The organism is Caulobacter sp. HJHS_5 (assembly GCF_056683955.1).
On the sequence record NZ_JBWZNC010000002.1, the window covers coordinates 502386 to 522548 of the forward strand.

General features: G+C 68.9%; 16 protein-coding genes. 5 read left to right on the plus strand and 11 right to left on the minus strand.

Annotated features, from left to right (window positions below; translation table 11 throughout):
• Positions 1 to 32: 32 nt before the first annotated feature.
• Entirely contained in the window at positions 33 to 443 is a 411-nt protein-coding gene (locus ACFLIT_RS06120; RefSeq protein WP_479910314.1) for a hypothetical protein, read from the minus strand.
• Positions 444 to 623: 180 nt separating this feature from the next.
• On the opposite strand from ACFLIT_RS06120, the gene ACFLIT_RS06125 reads away from it, so the two are divergent.
• Together ACFLIT_RS06125 and ACFLIT_RS06130 are read left to right on the plus strand one after the other, a co-directional pair.
• A complete protein-coding gene (locus tag ACFLIT_RS06125; protein ID WP_479910315.1) occupies positions 624 to 1268 on the plus strand; it encodes a glutathione S-transferase family protein in 645 nt (214 codons plus the stop codon).
• Complete coding sequence (locus ACFLIT_RS06130) at positions 1265 to 1681, plus strand: N-acetyltransferase family protein (RefSeq protein ID WP_479910316.1); 417 nt, start codon at positions 1265 to 1267, stop codon at positions 1679 to 1681. The genes ACFLIT_RS06125 and ACFLIT_RS06130 overlap by 4 nt, the downstream gene beginning before the upstream one ends.
• Before the next feature lie 4 nt (positions 1682 to 1685).
• On the opposite strand, the gene ACFLIT_RS06135 is transcribed toward ACFLIT_RS06130, so the two are convergent.
• The 9 genes from ACFLIT_RS06135 to ACFLIT_RS06175 all read right to left on the minus strand — a co-directional run bounded on the left by ACFLIT_RS06135 (position 1686) and on the right by ACFLIT_RS06175 (position 11699).
• A complete protein-coding gene (locus ACFLIT_RS06135; protein ID WP_479910317.1) occupies positions 1686 to 2294 on the minus strand; it encodes a hemerythrin domain-containing protein in 609 nt (202 codons plus the stop codon).
• A 149-nt stretch (positions 2295 to 2443) separates the two neighbouring features.
• Positions 2444 to 2872, minus strand: a complete 429-nt coding sequence (locus tag ACFLIT_RS06140) for a VOC family protein (protein WP_479910318.1) — start codon at positions 2870 to 2872, stop codon at positions 2444 to 2446.
• Positions 2873 to 2952: 80 nt separating this feature from the next.
• On the minus strand, positions 2953 to 3774 hold the full coding sequence (locus tag ACFLIT_RS06145; protein WP_479910319.1) for a hypothetical protein: 822 nt from the start codon (positions 3772 to 3774) through the stop codon (positions 2953 to 2955).
• Positions 3775 to 3878: 104 nt separating this feature from the next.
• Positions 3879 to 4571, minus strand: a complete 693-nt coding sequence (locus ACFLIT_RS06150; protein ID WP_479910320.1) for a response regulator — start codon at positions 4569 to 4571, stop codon at positions 3879 to 3881.
• Positions 4568 to 7228 carry a DUF4118 domain-containing protein gene (locus ACFLIT_RS06155; protein ID WP_479910321.1) on the minus strand — a complete coding sequence of 887 codons (2661 nt, stop codon included), beginning with the start codon at positions 7226 to 7228 and terminating at the stop codon, positions 4568 to 4570. Before ACFLIT_RS06155 ends, ACFLIT_RS06150 begins: the two co-directional genes overlap by 4 nt.
• Positions 7228 to 7809 (minus strand): potassium-transporting ATPase subunit KdpC, encoded by a 582-nt coding sequence (gene kdpC / locus ACFLIT_RS06160; RefSeq protein WP_479910322.1) that lies wholly within the window; start codon positions 7807 to 7809, stop codon positions 7228 to 7230. The genes ACFLIT_RS06155 and kdpC overlap by 1 nt, the downstream gene beginning before the upstream one ends.
• Positions 7810 to 7819: 10 nt before the next feature.
• Positions 7820 to 9871 (minus strand): potassium-transporting ATPase subunit KdpB, encoded by a 2052-nt coding sequence (gene kdpB / locus ACFLIT_RS06165; RefSeq protein WP_479910323.1) that lies wholly within the window; start codon positions 9869 to 9871, stop codon positions 7820 to 7822.
• A gap of 20 nt (positions 9872 to 9891) precedes the next feature.
• Entirely contained in the window at positions 9892 to 11601 is a 1710-nt protein-coding gene (gene kdpA / locus ACFLIT_RS06170; protein ID WP_479910324.1) for a potassium-transporting ATPase subunit KdpA, read from the minus strand.
• Positions 11601 to 11699: a potassium-transporting ATPase subunit F gene (locus tag ACFLIT_RS06175; RefSeq protein ID WP_479910325.1), complete on the minus strand. Its 99-nt coding sequence runs from the start codon at positions 11697 to 11699 to the stop codon at positions 11601 to 11603. The genes kdpA and ACFLIT_RS06175 overlap by 1 nt, the downstream gene beginning before the upstream one ends.
• A 424-nt stretch (positions 11700 to 12123) precedes the next feature.
• Here ACFLIT_RS06175 and ACFLIT_RS06180 point away from each other — a divergent pair, with 424 nt between their 5' ends.
• From ACFLIT_RS06180 to ACFLIT_RS06190, 3 genes are all read left to right on the plus strand, one after another.
• Positions 12124 to 14475, plus strand: coding sequence for a TonB-dependent receptor (locus tag ACFLIT_RS06180; RefSeq protein ID WP_479910326.1), 2352 nt, complete (start codon positions 12124 to 12126; stop codon positions 14473 to 14475).
• 319 nt (positions 14476 to 14794) lie between these two features.
• Positions 14795 to 17212 carry a TonB-dependent receptor gene (locus ACFLIT_RS06185; protein WP_479910327.1) on the plus strand — a complete coding sequence of 806 codons (2418 nt, stop codon included), beginning with the start codon at positions 14795 to 14797 and terminating at the stop codon, positions 17210 to 17212.
• Positions 17213 to 17371: 159 nt separating this feature from the next.
• Positions 17372 to 19144: a tetratricopeptide repeat protein gene (locus ACFLIT_RS06190; RefSeq protein WP_479910328.1), complete on the plus strand. Its 1773-nt coding sequence runs from the start codon at positions 17372 to 17374 to the stop codon at positions 19142 to 19144.
• A gap of 3 nt (positions 19145 to 19147) precedes the next feature.
• On the opposite strand, the gene ACFLIT_RS06195 is transcribed toward ACFLIT_RS06190, so the two are convergent.
• The gene (locus ACFLIT_RS06195) at positions 19148 to 20110 is read right to left on the minus strand and encodes a cation diffusion facilitator family transporter (protein ID WP_479910329.1); all 963 of its coding nucleotides are present in this window, start codon (positions 20108 to 20110) and stop codon (positions 19148 to 19150) included.
• Between the last annotated feature and the right edge of the window lie 53 nt (positions 20111 to 20163).

A 20163-nucleotide genomic window follows, 5' to 3' on the forward strand; every position in this document is an offset into this window, starting at 1 on the left:
GAAGACGGAGGCCCCTTCGCTGAAGCGGTGGATCAGAAGCCCACGCCGCCGAGGCCGATGCCCAGGCCGAGCAGGCCGCCGCTGCGACCCTTTTTGCCGACGTTGGCGTCGATGCTGAGCAGCGAGCCCCCGCGACCGTTCTTCAGGAGGTCGACGTCGGCGTCGAGCAGCGACCCGCCGCGATGTTGCGAGCCGACCGAAAGGTCGACGTCGGCCACGGAGCCGCCGCGGCGGCCGTTGTTGTTCAGCAGGTTCACATCGGCGTCGACGAGCGAGCCGCCACGGCCGTGGCTGGACTTGCCGACATCGAGATCGACGCTGACGGCGCTGCGCGGGGCGGAGGGACGATAGCTGTGGCTGTTGTAGCCGCCGGCATTGGCGGCGGTGGCGAACAGGGCGCTGGCCAGGAGGGCGGCGCCGGCGACGGTGGTGAACTTCGACATGGGGTGGTTCCTCTCCAAGAGCTACCGTCTAGGTTGACGGCAAATTAACGCCTTCAAGTTGTGTTCCATGGATTTTACCCGCTGAAATGGTCATTTCGCCGGTGATCTGGATCAATCTGGCGCCGTCCTGTTCCGAAACGGCACGGCCTCTGGCATGAGACCCCGGTGCGGGAGTGATCGATGCAACTTGTGATTGGCGACAAGGCTTGGTCGAGCTGGTCGTTGCGACCCTGGCTGGTGCTGAAGCGTCTCGGCGTTGCTTTCGAGGAGGTGCGGATCCCTCTGCGCCAGGCCGAGGTCACCGCCGCCGCCATCGCGGCCCATTCTCCGTCCGGCTGGGTTCCGGCCCTGAAGGACGGCGACCTGACGGTCTGGGACAGCCTGGCGATCTGCGAATACCTGGCCGAACGCTTCCCCGCGGCGAAGCTGTGGCCCGACGATGCGACGGCGCGGGCCGTCGGGCGTTCGGCGGTCGCCGAGATGCATTCCGGCTTTCGCGGCGTGCGAATGGAAATGTCGATGGCGCTCGGCGAGGTCCTGCCGACGCCGGACCTGACCGAGGATGCCCGGAAGGACGTCCGCCGTATCGTCGGCCTGTGGCGCGACCTGCTCTCGCGGTTCGGCGGTCCCTGGCTGCTGGGTTCGGACTACAGCATCGCCGACGCCTTCTATGCTCCGGTGGCGACCCGTTTTCGCACCTACCAGATCGACCTGGCGGCCTACGGCGACGATGCAGGCCCTGAGGGATCGGCTCGGGCCTGGGCCGAGCGCGTGCTCGCCGATCCCGCCTTCCTGGAATGGGAAGCGGCGGCGAAGGTGAGATGATCCGCGAGGCGAGGCTTGCCGACGCCGCGGCGCTCGCGCCGCTGATCGGTGAACTCGGCTACCCGACGGCCGCCGACGAGGTCGCGGCGCGGCTGGCGCCCTTTCTCTCCCAAGGTCTGCCGCCGTTGGTCTGGGACGAGGGGGACGCTCTCCTCGGCGTGCTGGTCCGGACCGTCGCGCCAAGCCTGCACCGACCTGGCGCCATCGCCGGCATTTCCGCCCTGGTGGTGGCCGAGGACGCGCGCGGGCGCGGCGTGGGACGCGCGCTTGTCGCCGAGGCGGAGGCGCGCTGCCGAGCGCTCGGTTGCTGTCGCATGGAAGTGACCAGCAACATGCGCCGCGAGGAGGCGCATCGGTTCTACGAGGCGCTGGGCTACGCGCGGACCAGCTTCAAGTTCGTGAGGGCGCTGTAGAAGGTCAGAACGTCAGGTGCGCGCCGCGAAGGGTGAGCACCGGGACGACGATCTCCTCCTCGTCGCGGAGGTGGTTGTTGATCAGGGCGGCGCCGCGTCCGATCCGATCGGCCAGGGCGGCGGCCAGGGGTTTCAGGTTGGCCTCGGACGAGCCCGGCTCGGCGCCGGTCTGGACAAGGGTGTTCGACGCCTCGGCCATGGCCGCGAGGAGATGCTCGATGGCGTCATGATCGCGGTCGAGCAGGGCGAAGCCTTGCGCCATGCGCGGCTCGACGGCGGTCAGCATCGGAAACGCCTGCTCGGTCTCCAGGGTGTGGTGATGATGCAGGTTGTTCAGTAGTTGACGCAGCCGGGGCGTCGCCGCGAGGAGATAGCCGCCGGCGTCGATCCGCCCCTCACGCCACGCGACGCCAAGCGTTTCCAGGTCCTCGATGCGATCCCGAAACCAACCATGGATATCGAGCCAATGCTGCGCCATGGGATGCAGCGCCATGCTCGGCCATGCCGAACGCGGACACCCCGTCTCCAGAAAGCGGAAGGCGGCGGGCAGGCCGTCGCGGCGATGCAGGGCGTCCGCGGGCGCGAGATCGCGGTCGGTTTCGATTGTGGACATGCGGCTACCCTCCCTGCGAAACGTCGATCGCCAGCGCCCAGATGGGGCTTCGGCCCATGGCTCCGCAAGGAGGCACAGCCGCGACACCAGGTATCGTTGAGGTGACCGGGTTTGTCCGCCGCCGGACGCTGGAAAGCCCCAGCTTGCCGTCACTCCGTCGCCGTCGTGACGTTGATCATCCAGGGGATGCCGAACTTGTCGATCAGGGCGCCGAAGCCCGGCGTCCAGAAGGTGGCGGCGAAAGGCATGGTCTGCTTGCCGCCCTCGGACAGCTGTTCGTACCAGCGCTTGGCCTCGTCGATGTCGGCGGTGTGCAGGGTGACGTCGAAGCCGTTCTTGGGCTTTTCGATGTTGGGCGCCCAAGCGGTGTCCATGTCGCCGCCCATGATCGCCTGGTCGCCGACTTCCAGCCAGCAGTGCATCAGCCAATCCTTGTACTTCGGGTCGCTGATCGGCATGTCCGGCGGCGCGTCGCCATAGGACATGGCGGAGGTGATTTTGCCGCCCAACACCTCGGCATAGAACTCGAACGCCTCACGGCATTGGCCCTGAAAGCTCAGGCTGGTCACGATCTTCATGGTCGTCTCCTGGGTTGCCCGGCCGCAGAATGGCACGCCTTTTCGGCTGTGATGCGACGAAGTTGAGGGTGGCTCCTGTCCTATTGCGTTCCCGTCGTCGGCGGCGCCGACTGCGGCTTCGGCAGGATCACGAACAGGCCGAAGGCCGCCGAGGGGATGCGACTGGTGTGCAGGCCGTTGGTGATCCAGGCCTCCTTGAGGCGCGCGCTGCCGGCGAGGTTGGCCACAAACTGAGCATCGGGCGCGCTGGGCGCCAGCACCCCGTTCAGGCCCGGCTGAACGGGGTGGAAGCTGTGATTGTGGAGGGCGATGTCCGCGCGCCAGCCGGCCCGAACGTCCCGCAGGGCGGGGCCGGTGAGCGGCGACATATTGCCGACCCCGTCTTCGTTGACCGTCATGTAGTAGATTCGCAGCCGGCGGCCGTTGGGGGAATGCAGCACCAGGGCGGCGAATTCCGTCGGGCGTTCGAACAGGTCGACCCGTGCATGCTGGTTGGCGAGCAGCAGCTTTTCAAGGCAGCCGGCGGGCCGGATCCACTCCAGGGACCGATTGGCGAGCATGGCGTTGCTCTGCCTGAGGCTGGGCTCGCCCGAGATCCAGGCGTCCCGCAGCAGGGTGATCGGATCGGTGACCGGCGCCCGCTTGGGGACCGCCGCGGCGAAGTCCTTATAGGCGGGGGCGATAGGATCGGCGGACGACCAGTAGACCGCCGCGTCGGGGACATCCCACACCTGCACCAGCCGTGCGCCCTTGGCCCCGTTCGCGCCTTCGCCGACGAGGATGCGGGGTGCGGACGGAAAGGCGCAGACGGCCGCCTTGGCGACGCCTCCGCCGCCGAGGGTGAGGGCGCACAGCGCCATCGCGATCCGCGCGGCCAGCCAGCCGAGGCGCCCAGTCATCATGGCGCGAAAGTCGGGGCGCGCCTCGCCGCTGTCAACGGCGCGCTGGATGGGAAAAACGGGGCGGGCTTGCTTCCCGCGCATCCATGCTCGTCTTCAGGCGGCCGTCAGTCCGGCGCCCAGCGGTAGCCGACGCCAGGCTCGGTGACGATGAGGGTGGGCAAGGCGGGGTCGAGCTCGATCTTCTGGCGCAGCTGGCCGACAAAGACGCGCAGGTACTGGACGTCCTCGACGTGGGCGGGGCCCCATACGGCGGTCAGCAGCTGGCGATGGGTGACCACCCGGCCCGCGCCCTGCACGAGCTGGGCGAAGAGGTCGTATTCGCGGGGCGACAGGCGGATCGGCGCGCCGTCGCGGGTGACCAGGCGCTTCACCAGATCGACGGTGAGGCCGCCGACGGCGATCACGCCGCTGACGCCGGTCGCCTCGATGCGGTGGCGCAGGGCGACACGCAGGCGGGCCAGCAGTTCGCCGACCCCGAAGGGCTTTTCGACATAGTCGTCGGCGCCGGCGTCGAGGGCGTCGATCTTCTCGGTCTCGCGGTCGCGGGCCGAGAGGATGAGAACCGGGCCGTGATAAAAGGCGCGGGCCTTGGTCAGGGCGTCCTTGCCGTCCATGTCGGGCAGGCCGAGGTCGAGGATGACGGCGTCGGGCGCCTTGCGGGCGATTTCGCGCAGGCCGTCGGCGGCGGTGTCGGCGCGGACGGGCTCGTAGCCGGCCGCGTCGAGGGCCGGTCCGAGAAAGCGGTGAATCTGCGGTTCGTCGTCGACTACGAGGATGCGGGGCCGAAAGTCACTCATAGGAAGTCCACCGGGGTGGCGCGTTCCTTGGGCAGACTGATCAGGATGCGGGTGCCTTTACCCTCGTGGATCGGGCTGGCGGCGGCGATGCGGCCGCCCATCGCCTCGACGAAACCTTTGGAGATGGCCAGGCCCAGGCCCGCGCCCTTGCCGCGATCGCTCGCCTCATCCATGCGGCGGAACTTCTCGAACACGCGCTCCAGCTCGGCGGTGGGAATGCCGCGGCCCTTGTCCTCGATGCTGATCACCACATTGCCGCGATCCTCGTAGGCGGCGACCTCGATGACGGTTTCGGCCGGGCTGTAGGCGATGGCGTTCTCGAGGATGTTCACCAGGGCCTGCTCCAGCAGCGAGGCGTCGGCCATCACCGCCGACAGGCGATCGGGGAAATCCCAGTCGACCTTGCGGCCGTCAAGCCGCCGACGGACGCGCTCGACGGCGGCGCGCAGGACGTCGCGCACGTCGGTCCACTCCCGGCGGGTGGTCAGGGCGCCGCCTTCCAGGCGGGTCATGTCGAGCAGGTCGCCGACGTAGCGGTTCAGCCGCTCGGCCTCCTCTCGGATCGAGACCAGCAGGTCGTCGCGCACGCGCGCGGTCAGGGACTTGCCGTAGTCGATCAAGGTGGTGACCGAGCCGAGCACGGTGGAGAGCGGCGTGCGCAGGTCGTGGCTGACCGAGTTGAGCAGGGCCGAGCGCAGGCGGTCGGTGCGGCGCAGGGCCTCGGCGTCGACGGCCTCGGCGGCGAACTCGGCCCGTTCGAGGGCGACGGCGCCCTGGTCGAGCAGGGCGGCGACGAAGCGCTCGGCATCCTCGGTGGCGACGGCCTCGGGCTCGACGCCCGCCACGCCGGCGCGGGCGCGCACCCCCTGCAGGGGACGGAAGGTCCAGGCGGCGTTGGGCAGGGTGCCGGTCCCGGCCCCGGCGGGCTCGCCCTTCTCCCAGGCCCAGCGGGCGGCGGCCATGTCGCCGGGGGTGATGGTCGGGGACGGAGGCGAGGCGGCGGTGACGGCGAGGTCATCCCCGGCGGGCGCGAGCACCACGGCCCGGCCGCCGGTGGCGGCGGCCATTTGCTCGGCCAGGGCGACGGCGGCGTCGCGGGTGGTGGCGGCGGCCGAGAGACGGCGGGTGGCGGCGAGGACGGCGGCGATGGCCGAGGCGCGGCGGGAGGCGGCGCGGCTGTGGTCGCGCACCCGGCCGGTGAGCCAGCCGGTGGTCATGGCCACGGCGAAGAACACCGCGAAGGTGAAGACGTCGGCGGCGTGGCCGATGGATAGGGTCAGGCGCGGTTCGAGGAACAGGAAATTGTAGGCCGCCGCCGCCGCGGCGGCGGCGCTGATCGCCGGCCACAGGCCGAAGGCGAGGCCGCTGACCAGCACGCTGAGCAGGAAGACCATGGCGAGATTGGCGCTCTCCACCGACTGGTCGACCAGCCAGGCGACGCCGGCCGCGACGGTGACGATGCCGAACGCCGCGAGGTGGCCGAGCCAGGGGCGACGGCGGGACGGCGGGCGCTGGGCCGGTTCGGGTTGGCCCGCTGTCTCCTCGGTGATGATGTGCAGCGCCGCGCCGTTGGCCTCGTCGAGCAGGGCGCGGATCAGGCTGCGGCCCCAGAGGCGTCGGCGGCGTGTCTTGCCGAGCACGATCTGGGTGACGTTGTTGCGCCGGGCGTAGTCGAGCACCGAGCCCACGAGGTCGTCGCCGGTGAGGGTGACGGTGGAGCCGCCGAGCTGGTCGGCCAGTTTCAGCGCCTCGCGCAGCCGCTGGGCGCCAACGGCCGAGGGGGCGGGCGCGTTGGGGCGCTCGACGTGGGCCACGGTCCACGGCGCGTCCATCATCATGTCCGACAGGCGGCGGCCGGCGCGCACTAGAGCCCCCGCGGTCGCGTCGGGGCCGACGAGCACGAGGATGCGCTCGCCCGCCGCCCAGGGCCCTTCGACGCCGGCCCGCTTCATGGCCCCGAGCAGTTGGTCGTCCACGGTCTGGGCGGCGCGGCGAAGGGCTAGTTCACGCAGAGCGGTGAGGTTCTCTTCCTTGAAGAAGCGCTCGGCGGCGGTGCGCGCCGTGTCGCCGAGGTAGATTTTCCCCTCGCTCATCCGTTGGCGCAGTTCGGCGGGGGTGATATCGATCAGCTCGATCTCGTCGGCCTTGGAAAGCGCGAGGTCGGGCACCGTCTCGCGTTGGCGCACGCCGGTGATCTTTGTGACCACGTCGACCAGGCTTTCGAGGTGTTGGACGTTGAGCGTGGTCCAGACGTCGATGCCCGCCGCCAGCAGTTCCTCGACGTCCTGCCAGCGCTTGGGATGGCGCGAGCCGGGGGCGTTGGAGTGGGCGTACTCGTCGACCAGCAGCAGGGCGGGGCGGCGGGCCAGGGCCGCGTCGAGGTCGAACTCCAGCAGGGTCGCGCCGCGATAGGCGATGGGCGCGCGCGGCAAGACCTCCAGGCCGCGCAGCAGGCTCTGGGTCTCCTTGCGACCGTGGGTCTCGACGACGCCGACGACGAGGTCGCCGTCCTTGGCCGCCTCGCGGCGGGCGGCCTTGAGCATCTCGTAGGTCTTGCCGACGCCCGGCGACATGCCGAGAAACACCTTGAGCCGCCCCCGCTGGGCGCGGGTGGCGGCTAGGAGCGCATCAGGGTCCGGGCGACGGGGTTCGTCCATCAGGGTTTAGCTGTAGACCTCCCGAAGGCGGCGTCGAGGGCCAGGTTGGTCTTCAGCACATTGACCCGGGGTTGACCGAGGAAGCCGAGCGCCGGGGCTTGGGTTTCTTGGCCGATGATCGTCTCCACTTCGGCCAGGGTGCGACCACGGGCGGCGGCGATGCGGGCGGCCTGGCGGTGGGCGTTGGCGGGGGAGATGTCGGGGTCGAGGCCGGATCCGGAGGTGGTCACCGCGTCGGCCGGGATCGGGCCGACGCCGCGCAGGGCGTCGGCGCTGGTCTTCACCCGTTCGATCAGGACGGGGTTCAGGGGGCCGAGGTTGGAGCCGGAGGAGCCGGAGGCGTCATAGCCGTCCGCGCCGGCCGCCGAGGGGCGGGGATGCAGATAGCCGGCGCCGGTGAAGGGCTGGGCGATCAGGGCCGAGCCGATCACCTGGCCGGAGGCGTCGCGGATCAGCCTGCCGTCCGCCTGGGCGGGAAAGACGAGGCGGCCGAGGCCGGTGACCGCCAGCGGATAGGCGACGCCGAGCAACAGGGTGAAGCCGAGGGTGAGCACCAGGGCGGGGCGGATTTGCGAGAGCATGTTCAGGTCCTTAGGCCAGGCCGAGCGCCGAGATGACGACGTCGATGGCCTTGATGCCGATGAAGGGGGCGACCACGCCGCCGAGGCCGTAGATCAGCAGGTTTCTTTGCAACAGGCGGGCGGCGCCGATGGGGCGGTACTTCACCCCGCGCAGGGCCAGCGGGATCAGGGCGACGATGATCAGGGCGTTGAAGATCACCGCCGAGAGGATGGCGCTCTCGGGGCTGGCCAGGTGCATGATGTTGACCCCGGCCAGGGCGGGCAGGGCGACCACGAAGATGGCCGGGATGATGGCGAAGTACTTGGCCATGTCGTTGGCGATGGAGAAGGTGGTCAGGGCGCCGCGGGTGATCAGCAGCTGTTTGCCCACCTCAACGATCTCGATGACCTTGGTCGGGTCGCTGTCGAGGTCGACCATGTTGCCGGCCTCGCGGGCGGCCTGGGCGCCGGTCTGCATGGCGACGCCGACATCGGACTGAGCCAGGGCCGGGGCGTCGTTGGCGCCGTCGCCGCACATGGCCACGAGGCGGCCCTTGGCCTGTTCGGCCCTGATCAGGCGCAGCTTGTCCTCCGGGGTGGCCTCCGCGAGGAAGTCGTCGACGCCGGCCTCGGAGGCGATGGCGGCGGCGGTGACCGGGTTGTCGCCGGTGATCATGACGGTGCGCAGACCCATGCGGCGAAGGTCCGCGAAGCGCGTCTTCACATTGGGCTTCACCACGTCCTTCAGGTGGATGACGCCGAACAGGACGCCGTCCTCGGTGACGGCCAGGGGCGTGCCGCCCGAGCGGGCGATGCGTTCCACGGCGGCGGTGAACTCGGCGGGAACGTCATGAGGCTCGAGGCCGAGATCGCGCAGGGTGGCGTCGACGGCGCCCTTGCGCCAGCGCTGGCCGTCGGCGTCGAGGCCCGACTGGCGGGTCGTGGCGCTGAACGGGATGACCACGGCGCCGGCCGGGGCTTCCAGAGTGAGGCCCTGGTTGCGCGCCAGCTCGACGATGGAGCGGCCTTCCGGGGTCTCGTCGCCGAGCGAGGCCAGCAGGGTGGCGCGCAGCATGGCTTCGGCGCGGACGCCGGGGACGGCGATCAGTTCGGTGGCCATGCGGTTGCCGAAGGTGATGGTGCCGGTCTTGTCGAGCAGCAGGGTGTCGACATCGCCGGCCGCCTCGACGGCGCGGCCCGAGGTGGCCAGGACATTGACCTTCAGCAGACGATCCATGCCGGCGATGCCGACGGCGGACAGCAAGCCGCCGATGGTGGTCGGGATCAAGCAGATGAACAGGGCGCCGAGCACCAGAGGGGAGAGCTTCACGCCCGAATAGGCGCCGAGGCCGAGCAGGGTGACGACGGCGATCAGGAACACCAGGGTCAGGCCCGCCAGCAGCACGGCGAGGGCGATCTCGTTGGGCGTCTTGCGGCGGTCCGCGCCCTCGACCATGGCGATCATGCGGTCAAGGAAGGACGAGCCGGCCTCGGCGGTGACCCGCACCTTGATCCAGTCGGAGACGACGGTGGTGCCGCCGGTCACCGCCGAGCGGTCGCCGCCGCTTTCACGGATCACCGGCGCGCTTTCGCCGGTGACGGCCGCCTCGTTGACCGAGGCGATGCCCTCGACGATCTCGCCGTCCGCGGGGATCACGTCGCCGGCCTCGACCAGCACGATCTCGCCGACGCCCAGCTTGTGAGCCGGGGTGGGCACGATCACCTCGTCGCCGCGACCGGTCTTGGGATCGACGATCAGCTTGGCCTTGGTGGTGACGCGGGCGGCGCGCAGGGCGTCAGCGGCGGCCTTGCCGCGGCCCTCGGCGACGCTTTCGGCGAGATTGGCGAACAGGACGGTGGCCCAGAGCCAGAGGGCCATCTGCAGGGCGAAGCCCCAGTGCTGGCCGCCGGCGATGGCGAGGCCGGCCGAGATCGAGGCCAGCAAGGCGACGATCCAGGTGGCGAAGATCACCGGATTGCCGGTCAGCTTGCGCGGATCGAGCTTGGCGAAGGCCTGGCCGGCGGCGCGGCCGATCATGGCGCCGGAGAAGCCGCCGGCGAGGGTAGGGGAAGTCGTGGTCATTCTGAGATGTCCGGACAAAGTCAGTGTCCAGCCACGGCCTGGAGCGCTTGGAAGTGCTCCACGATCGGGCCGAGGGCGAGGGCGGGGAAGAACTGCAGGCCGCCCATGATCAGGATCACCCCGATCAGGAGGCCGACGAACAGTCCGCCGTCGGTGGGGAAGGTCCCGGTGGTGGCGGCCAGCTTGGGCTTGGCGGCCAGGGCGCCGGCGATGGCCATCACCGGGATGGCGTAGGCGAAGCGGCCCAGCAGCATGCCGATGCCCAGGGTGGTGTTGAACCAGGGCGTGTTGGCCGAGATGCCGGCGAAGGCCGAGCCGTTGTTCGCCGCCGCCGAGGTGTAGGCGTAGAGCAGCTCGGTGAGGCCGTGGGCGCCCGGATTGGCGAGGCTCTTGAGCGCCACGGGCAGGACGGCGGCGACGGCGGTGAACCCGAGGATGGCCAGGGGCAGGATCAGCACCGCCAGCATGGCGTACTTCACCTCGCGGGCTTCGACCTTCTTGCCGAGATACTCCGGCGTGCGCCCGACCATCAGCCCCGCCACGAAGACGGCGATCAAGGCCATGACGATCATGCCGTAGAGGCCCGAGCCGACGCCGCCCGGCAGGATCTCGCCGAGCTGCATCAAGAACAGAGCGACCCCGCCGCCAAGCGGCATGAAGCTGTCGTGCATGCCGTTGACGGCGCCGTCGGAGGCGCCGGTGGTGGCGGCGGCGAACATGGCGGTGGAGGCGGCGCCGAAGCGGGTCTCCTTGCCTTCCATGTTCACGTCAGCGGTGACGCCGGCGGCGACGAGCGCGGGAGCCGGCTGGGTTTCGGCGGCGTAGATGGCGCTGGCGCCGGCGGCCAGCAGGATGACCATCACGGCGACGATGGCGCGGGCTTCCTTGGCGGCCATGACCACGCGGCCGAAGGCGACGACGCAGGCGAGGCTGAGGGCGTTCATCGAGACGATCTCGATGAGGTTGGTCCAGGCGTTGGGGTTTTCGAACGGATGGGCGGCGTTGGCGTTGAACACGCCGCCGCCGTTGGTGCCGAGCTGCTTGATGGCCTCCTGGCTGGCGACGGGGAACAGGGCGAGGGTCTGCCGGCCGCCTTCAAGGCCGTGGGCGTCGACATGGGCCGCGAGGCTCTGCGGCAGGCCGAGGCCGACATAGGCCAGGGCGACGACCAGCGAGATCGGCAGCAGGAACCAGAGGACGATGCGGGTGAGGTCCCGCCAGAAGTCGCCCAGACCCTCGGCGCGGTCGGCGACGAAGGCGCGGGCGAGGGCGCAGGCCAGGGCCATGCCGGCGGCGCCGGAGAGGAAGTTGTGGGTGGTCAGGCCCGCCATCTGCGAGAAGGTCGAGACCGTCTGCTCGGGCGCGTAGGACTGCCAGTTGGTGTTGGCGACGAAGCTGACGGCGGTGTTGAACGCCAGGTGCGGCGACATCCCGTCGAACCCCTGCGGATTGAGCGGCAGCAGGTTCTGGAAGCGCAGGATCAGAAAAAGGACGAGGAAGCTGGCCGCCGAGAAGGCGAGGAAGCTCATCGTATAGGCGAGCCAGGTCTGGCTGCTGTTTTCCTTGACGCCGCCGGCGCCGAGGATGGCGCGTTCGACGGGACGCAGCACCGGATCGAGCCAGGTGCGCCGCCCGGTCCAGACGCGGGCGAGATAGAGGCCAAGCGGCCAGCCGACGGCCACGATGACCGCCAGGGTGAAGAGGATTTCGAGCCAGCCCTGCGCGTTCATCAGAAGCGCTCCGGCTTGACCAGGGCGACCAGCATGTAGCCGCCGATGACGAGGGCGCCTGCGCCCCAGATCAGCATTTCAACCATCGCCGCCCTCACAGACGCCGGAGGGCGGCGGCGTAGACGCCGAAAAGCGCGAAGGCCGCGAGGCCCAGCGCCAGATAGACGAAATCGAACATTTGAAGTCTCCGGCCGGCTCTTCGCCGACGTGCGGAGGCTCGCTCAGAAGCGCATCAGGGTTCGATACGGAAAGCGGGGGAGGGGGCATAAGGCGCGCATAAAGGCGGCGGACGTTACGGGGCGGGCCTGTATTCGTCAGGGGTTTGGTGTGATCGCCTCGGCGAGGTTGTCCCGGCAATGTTTTGTTACATCGTAGATATACTTAGTAATAAGTGTGTTGTTTTGGTCGCGATATTTGTCTCGACCCTGATTGTCTAGGAAACATCACAAAGTTTGAGAAAAAGCTGCAAGCCCCAGCCTTAACCGCTGCGCCCAGAAAGACCGCCAAGGGGATCTGGGCAAAATGTCGAACAAAACCAACCTTCGTCTGGCCATGCTGGCCGGCGCCGCCGCGATGGCCGCCGTCGCCGCTCCGGCCTACGCGCAAGAGGCCGGCGCGCTGGAAGAAGTGATCGTCACCGCGACCAAGCGCGAAACCGATCTGCAGAAGACGCCGATCGCCATCGCGGTGGTGAACGCCGAAACCATGAAGGCCAGCCAGGTGCTGTCGCTGCTCGACATCGCCGGCAGCATCCCGACCCTGCGCATGTCGACCTTCGAGTCGCGCCAGACGGCGCTGACCGTCGGCATCCGCGGCATCGTGCCGAACGACGCCAACCAGCCCGCGCGGGAACAGGGCGTCGGCATCTATCTCGACGGCGTGTACCTCGGTCGTCAGCAGGGCCTGAACGCCAGCATGCTGGACCTGGAGCGCGTGGAAGTGCTGCGCGGCCCGCAAGGCACCCTGTTCGGCCGCAACACCGAAGGCGGCGCGGTGAGCATGGTCACCCGCAAGCCGACCGGCGAATATGGTCTGCGCGCCACCGCCGGGGTGAGCAACTTCAACGGCTACAACGCCGAAGCCCACCTCGACCTGCCGGAGATCGCCGGCGTGGCCATCAAGGTCGACGCGACGACTCAGCGCCACGACGCCACCACCGAAAACCCGATGTCGGGCCAGGAAGGCTGGAACTACCTCAATCGCCGCGGCCTGCGCGTCTCGGCCCTGTGGAACCCCACCGACCGCCTGGAGGCGATCTACGCCTATGACGTCGGCCACAGCGAATCGACGCCGTTCATCAGCCAACTGGTGAACTACAACCCGCTCGGCCTGCCGGTCTCCAGCGCCTTCCCGCGCCCGAGCGGCACGATCTCGCCGCTGCCGCCGAACGTCACCGTGCACCCCGACCGTCAGGACCGCGCCGACATCGGCGTGCCGCAGCAGCCGAGCGTCGACGAGATTTCGGGCCACATGCTGCGGGTCAACTACGACCTGACCGACGACCTGGAGCTGCGCTCGATCACCGCCTTCCGCGAAGTGGCCGTGCAGCAGTACGACAACGCCGGCGGCCCGAACCGCCCGCCGGTGTTCCAGCCGAATGCGCCGGAAGGCAATTCCGCCCGCAACTTCTCGCGCTACAGCCTTTCGGACCTCGAGCAGTTCCAGCGCAGCCAGGAGTTCCAGTTCGTCGGCTCGGCCCTCGAAGGTCGCTTCGACTACGTGGTCGGCCTCTACTACTTCTTCGAAAAGGCCTGGGAAGAAGCCGCCACGCCGAGCAGCCTGACCTACGTCGGCGCCAACGGCGACTATGTGGTGCGTGACCCCAAGGTGGCCGGCATCACCCGCGGCTTCCGCGCCATCGACCGCGGCAGCGTCGCCGAGTCGGAAAGCAAGGGCGTGTTCGTCCACACGGTCTACACCCCGCCCATCCTCGACGACCGCATGAAGGTCACCCTGGGGGGCCGCTACACCTCCGACAACAAGCAGGGCACGCTCTACAAGGTGAGCAACACGCCCCGGAACTTCCAGTTCACCCTGGAAGAGAACCGCTTCGACCCGGTGGCCACCCTGGCCTTCGACGCGACGCCGGACATCAACATCTACGGCACCTACGCGACCGGCTACCGCGCCGGCGGCGCCAACTCGCGCTCGCTGACCTTCACCCCCTTCCAGTCGGAAGAGGTGAAAAGCTTCGAAGTCGGCCTGAAGGCCCGCCTGTTCGACCGGTTCAACCTGAACCTGGCCGCCTTCTCGATGGATCGCACCAACACCCAGATCGAGTTCACCCTGGTCGCGCCGGACCCCACGACGGGCAATACCCGCAACACCGTCGAAACTGTCAACGCGCCGGGCACGAGCAAGATCAAGGGCGTCGAGTTCGACCTCAACGGCCGCATCACCGAAAACCTGCGGGCGAGCTTCTCCTACGCCTACATCGACGCCATGGTGCCGAACGCTCGCAACCCGTTCCCCGCCTCGGCCAACTGCCCGGCGTGCGGTACGATCCAGCCGGTCTACATCATCTACACCCCGCCGCACGCGGCCAGCGCCGCGCTGGACTACACCTATCCGCTGAGCTTCGCCGACCTGCGCTTCCACGTGGACGCCAACTTCTCCAGCGGCACGCAAAGCTTCGAGCAATCGCCCGAAAAGACCGACGACGCCTTCCTGGTGAACGCCCGCGTTTCGCTGGCCGACTGGCAGGTGGGCGAAGGCCAGCGCCTGGGCGTCTCGCTCTGGTCGCGGAACCTGCTCGACAAGTCCTACATCTACCGCCTGTCGACCGAGGGTCGCTCGGGCTCCAACGCGATCGGCGACTACGCGAACTTCAACGAGCCGCGCACTTTCGGCCTGGAGTTCAACCTGCGCTATTAAGGCGCGGGCTGTTTAGAGACGGCTGTCGGCCGGGGACCTCTGTCTCCGGCCGATTTGCGTTGTAGGGCGCACTACGGCCCGTACGGCGCAGGGAAAAAATTTCGCCTTCCTCGGCCTTGTGCCGAGGGAAGCTGGGGTGGGGGACGGGTGTTCAACGCCCACGGAAGCAACAAGCTCCACCGTGCTGTGTCATTTCGGCCGCAGACGCCGGATGCTCGGCGTCCGTCATGGAACCGTCGCAAACCCATAACAAAACCCGCAAGCCCCCGGCGTAACCGCTGCGCCAACATTTCTGAATGTTGCCAGGGGATAACGGCAAATGACTCAATCCAACCTTCGTCTGGCCATGTTGGCCAGCGCGGCCATGATGGCCGCTTTCGCCGCGCCGGCTTTCGCGCAGGACGCCGCCGCAGCGCCGCAATCGGTCGGCCTGGAAGAAGTGGTCGTCACCGCGACCAAGCGCGAGACCTCGCTGCAGAAGACCCCGATCGCCATTTCGGTGGTCAGCGACGAATCATTGGAAGCCCGCCACGTCGACAGCCTGCTGAGCTTCGCCGACGGCGCCGTGCCCTCGCTGCGCGTGGCGACCTTCGAAGCCCGCCAGTCGGCCCTGACCATCGGCATCCGCGGCATCGTGCCGTTCGACGCCAACCAGACCGCCCGCGACCAGGGTGTCGGCGTCTATATCGACGGCATCTACCTGGGCCGTCAGCAGGGCTTGAACGCCGCCCTGTTCGACGTTGAGCGCATCGAAGTGCTGCGCGGCCCGCAGGGCACCCTGTTCGGCCGTAACACCGAAGGCGGCGCGCTCTCGATCGTCACCAAGCAGCCCACGGGCGAGTTCGGCGGCCGCATGTCGGCCGGCGTCGGCAACTACGGCAGCTACAGCGCCGAGCTGCACCAGGACTTCCAGGAGTTCGCCGGCCTGTCGGTGAAGGTCGACGGCCTGATCCAGCACCAGGATCCGACCACCAAGAACCCGATGTCGGGCCAGGCGGGCTGGAACCAGTATCACCGCGTCGGCGGCCGCGTGACCGCCCTCTACAAGCCGGTGGACAACTTCAGCGCCGAAATCTCGGCCGACTACGCCAAGGACGAGAACACCCCGTTCTACAGCCAGCTGCTGAACTTCAACCCCTACGGCAAGCGCGTCCGCACCCTCGCGGAAATGCAGGCGGCGGCCTCGGCCCCGGCGGGCACGATCAACGCCCTGCCGTCGTTCCTCAAGGTGCATTCGAGCCGTCAGGACACCTCGGACGTCGGCACCATCCAGCAGCCCAGCGTCGACAAGACCGGCGGCGTCGCGGCGACCCTGAAGTACAACGTCAACGACAATCTGGAACTGCGCTCGATCACCGGCGTCCGCGCCGTGCAGACCAACCAGTGGGACAACTCGGGCATCGGCTCGCGTAACGTCTTCGCTCCGAACGCCAACTTCGGCCGCTATTCGCTGTCGGACCTGTATCAGCGCCAGGTCAGCCAGGAATTCCAGGCGGTCGGCAGCTACGGCGACGTGCTCGATTACGTGGTCGGCCTCTACTACTTCAACGAGAACGCCAAGGAATCGGCCGCCACGCCGTTCAGCAACCAGTTCAACGCCGACGGCACCGGCTGGATCATCCGCGACTCGCGCGGCACGTCGAAGGCGTCGGCCGCCACCGCTGGCTGGGAATACGGCACGCGCTTCCTGACGCGCGCCTCGCGCGCCGAGGCCACCAGCTGGGCCGTCTATGGCCAGGGCACCTACACCCCGGCGGGCGCCGACCAGTTCCACCTGACGGTGGGCGGTCGTCTGACCAAGGATAAGCGCGACGGCGTGCTCTACATCGTCAACGGCAAGGCCACGAACTTCCCGTTCACCTACGACAACGACCGCTTCGACCCGATGGTCAACCTGGCCTGGGACGCCGCGCCGGGCATCAACCTGTACGCCAAGTACTCGACCGGCTTCCGCGCCGGCGGCGCCAACGCCCGCTCTCAGACCTTCACCCCGTTCAACCCGGAAGAGGTGAAGGCCTATGAAGTCGGCGCGAAGATGGACCTGGCCAACAGCGTCCGCCTGAACCTGGCCGCCTACGCCATGGACCGCACCGACACGCAGATCGACTTCGACAACGTCGACACCACGCCCGGCAGCCCGACCCAGGGCGCGCACACCGAAGAAACGCGGAACGCGCCGGGCAAGTCGACCATCCGCGGCTTCGAAGCCGACCTGACCTGGAAGGCCAGCGAGAACTGGACCCTGGGCGCCTCCTACGCCTACACCGACGTGAAGGTGCCGGCCGCGCCGTTCCCCTTCGCGGGCAACGCCGACGTTCCGCAGGGCACGCCGTTCCCGGTCAATGTGGTCTACACGCCGCCGAACGCCGCCACGGCCTATGTCGACTATGAGCAGCCGGTCGGCGACTTCACCTTCCGCGCCCACCTCGACGCCAACTACGCCGACGCCCAGTACTCGTTCCAGACCGAGTTCGCCGACGTCTCACCGACCGGCAAGCTGATCCAGAACGTGGCCGTGAAGGGCGACGACAGCCTGATCTTCAACGGCAGCATCCAGCTGACGGACATCAACATGAACGGCGGCGGCGCCGTCGGCACCATCTCGCTGTGGAGCCGCAACCTGCTCGACTCCGACTACGTCTACCGCATCTCGGCCGCCAACCGCGGCACCATCGGCGACTACGGCAACTTCAACCCGCCGCGCACCTTCGGCCTCGAACTGAAGGTGAAGTACTAAGCTTCATCGTTTCTTCGGAACGATCGGCGCCGGCCAGGGACCCCGTCCCTGGCCGGTTTTCTTTTGGGAGCAAGGGGACAAATCGAAGAGGGTCTTGCGGAGCAGGGTCAGGTGCGCCGTCATACGTCATAAAACGACGTTACGGGGGACATCGAGTTCGTGAGTCTGGACGCGGCGAGTCTGTTCGAACGGGCCAAGGCGGCGCTGATGGCCGGCGATCCCACCGCCGCGGCGACGGCGGCGCGGCAGGTGGTTCTTCTCGCGCCCGGGGCTTGGCCGGCGCTCTATCTGCTGGCCGTCGCCGAACGCGACAGAGGCGCCAGCGAGGCGGCGCGGCGCGCTTTCGAGGCGGCGTTGAAGGCGGCGCCGGATCATCCCGACATCCTCAACGATTACGCTCGCCTGCTGGAGATGGCGGGCGAGCGCGACGCCGCCATCGCTCGCTATCGACAGGTCGTCGCCGCGCGGCCGGATCACCTGGAGGCCTGGACGAGGCTTTCGGCGGGTCTGACCGCCGTCGGCGCGCTCGGCGAGGCGCATGAGGCGGTCCTGACGGCGACGCGCCTGGCGCCGCAGAACGCGGAAATCTGGCTGATGATGGGCGGCAACCGCCATGCGGCGGGCGACGCCGATGGGGCGGCCGAGGCGCTGGAGCGCGCCGTCGCCCTGGCGCCAGACGATGTGCGGGCGGTGCGGGCGCTGGCCGAGCTGGAGACCGACCGCAGCGGATCGGGTCTGGCGCTGTTCCACCGCGCCGCGGCCATGGACCCCGGCGATGTCGACACCGCCATGGGCCTGGCCCTGGCGCGGCACGAAGCCGGCGAGACGGCGGCGGCGATCGCCGCCCTGCTGGATCTGGCGCGTCTTCGTCCCGGCTGGGTCACGCCGCTGCAAACCGCGGCCAAGCTGGCGATCACCGATGGCCGCCCCGAGGCGGCGCGAGCCATGTTCACCGAGGCGCTGGAGGTGCGGCCGAACCACTCCGGGCTGTGGCACGCCTACCTGCAGATGCTCGCCCAGCACGAGGACTATGCGAGGGTGCTGACGGAGGCCGAGGCCGCGCGCGGCCGCCTCGGGGATTTTCCGGCGCTGCAGGCCTTCATCGCCGTCGCCCTCGACGAGACGGGCGATCACGCTCAGGCGACCGAAATGCTGGAGCGGCTCGACGCCAGCCAGACCCTGCCGTCCATCGTCGACGCGCGGGTTCGCAATCTGCTGCGCACTGGCCGGATCGAGGAGGCCGCGCAGCGCGCCGCCACGGCTGTCGCTCGGGATGGACGACGCCGGCTCTGGGCCTATCTCGCCACCGCCTGGCGGATGCTCGGCGATCCACGCTCGAACTGGCTGGAGGCGCCGGAGTTCGTACAGACCGTCGAGGTCGAGGACGGCGTGGCGCTCGCCGAGGCGGCGGCTCCGGTGCTGCGCGCTTTGCACACCGCCCGCGCCGCGCCCCTGGGCCAGACGGTGAGGGGGGGCAGCCAGACCGATGGCCAGCTATTCCTGCGGCATGAGCCCGAGATCCGCCTGCTGGGCGCGGCGCTGAAGCGGGCGGTCGAATCCTACGCCGCCGGCCTGCCGCCGATCGAGGCGGGGCATCCGCTGCTGGAGGTCCCGCGCGACCACATCCGGCTGTCCGGCTGGTCGGTGCGGCTGCCGTCGGGCGGGCTGCATGTGAACCATATCCACCCCGAGGGCTGGCTGAGTTCCGCCTTTTATGTGGGCCTGCCGGAGCTGACGCCCGGGTCGACCGAGGGCTGGCTGGCCATCGGCGAGCCGCCGAAGGAGCTGAAGCTGGACTTGGAGCCCTATCGCCTGATCGAGCCGAAGCCGGGGCGGCTGGCCTTGTTTCCGTCCTACACCTGGCACGGCACGCGGCTGTTCGGCGGCAAGGGCGAGCGGCTGACGGTGGCCTTCGATGTGATGACGGGCTGATGGCTAGTCGTCGGCCGGGGTCTGGCGTGCGGCCTTGAGCTGATCGTAGCGATCCCGGCTCTGGGGCTTGATGAACAGCATCACGATCTCGGGGAAGGCCGCCCTGGCCTTGTCCTCCAGGGCGACGACCTGGGCTTCGATCTCGGCGGCCGTGCAGTCCGGCCCGAACGCGATGCTGAGGGCGACCACCACCTGATCCGGTGCCAGCTGCACGGTGAGCAGGCCATTGGCCTCCTGTACGCCCGCTTCGGCGCGGGCCATCTCGATCACCGATCGCGCGAGGTGCGGCGACGCCTGCTCGCCGATCAGCAGGCTCTTGCTTTCCCGCGCCAGGACGGCGGCCGTCGCCGCCAGGATCAGGCCGATGACGATGGAGGCGGCGCCGTCCAGCGCCGGCTGGTTCAGGGTCACCGACAGGAAGGTTCCGAGCGCGGCCACGGCGATGCCGAGCAGGGCGGCGCTATCCTCCAGGAGGACCATGAACGACGGCGGGTCCTTGCTGCGGTGGATGGCTTCGAGGAGGCCCATCCCGCCCTTGCTGGCCCGGAACTGGCGGAACGCCACCCACCAGGAGCCGCCTTCGAACAGGAAGGCGAGGGTGAGGACGACATAGTTGACCAGCGGGTTGCGGATCGGTTCCGGCGCGCGGATGTGCTCGACGCCCTGGTAGATCGAGACCCCGGCGCCCACGGCGAAAACCAGCAGGGCGACGATGAAGCTCCAGAAGTAGAGCTCGCGGCCGTAGCCCAGCGGGTGCTCCCGGTCCGGCGCCCGTCGCGAGCGGCTCATGCCGTAGAGCAACAGCAGCTCGTTGCCGGTGTCGACCAGGGAATGCACCGCCTCGCTGCCCATGGAAGCGCTGTTGGTGACAACGGCGGCGATGGCCTTGGTGACGGCGACCAGCAGGTTGCCGACCAGGGCGGCGTAGACCGAAGTCCTGGAGGACGGTGCTGCGCAACGCGCCATGGGAGGGCTCCGAGCGGGGTTCGGATGCTCAACGCGGAGCGCGGTGATCGGGA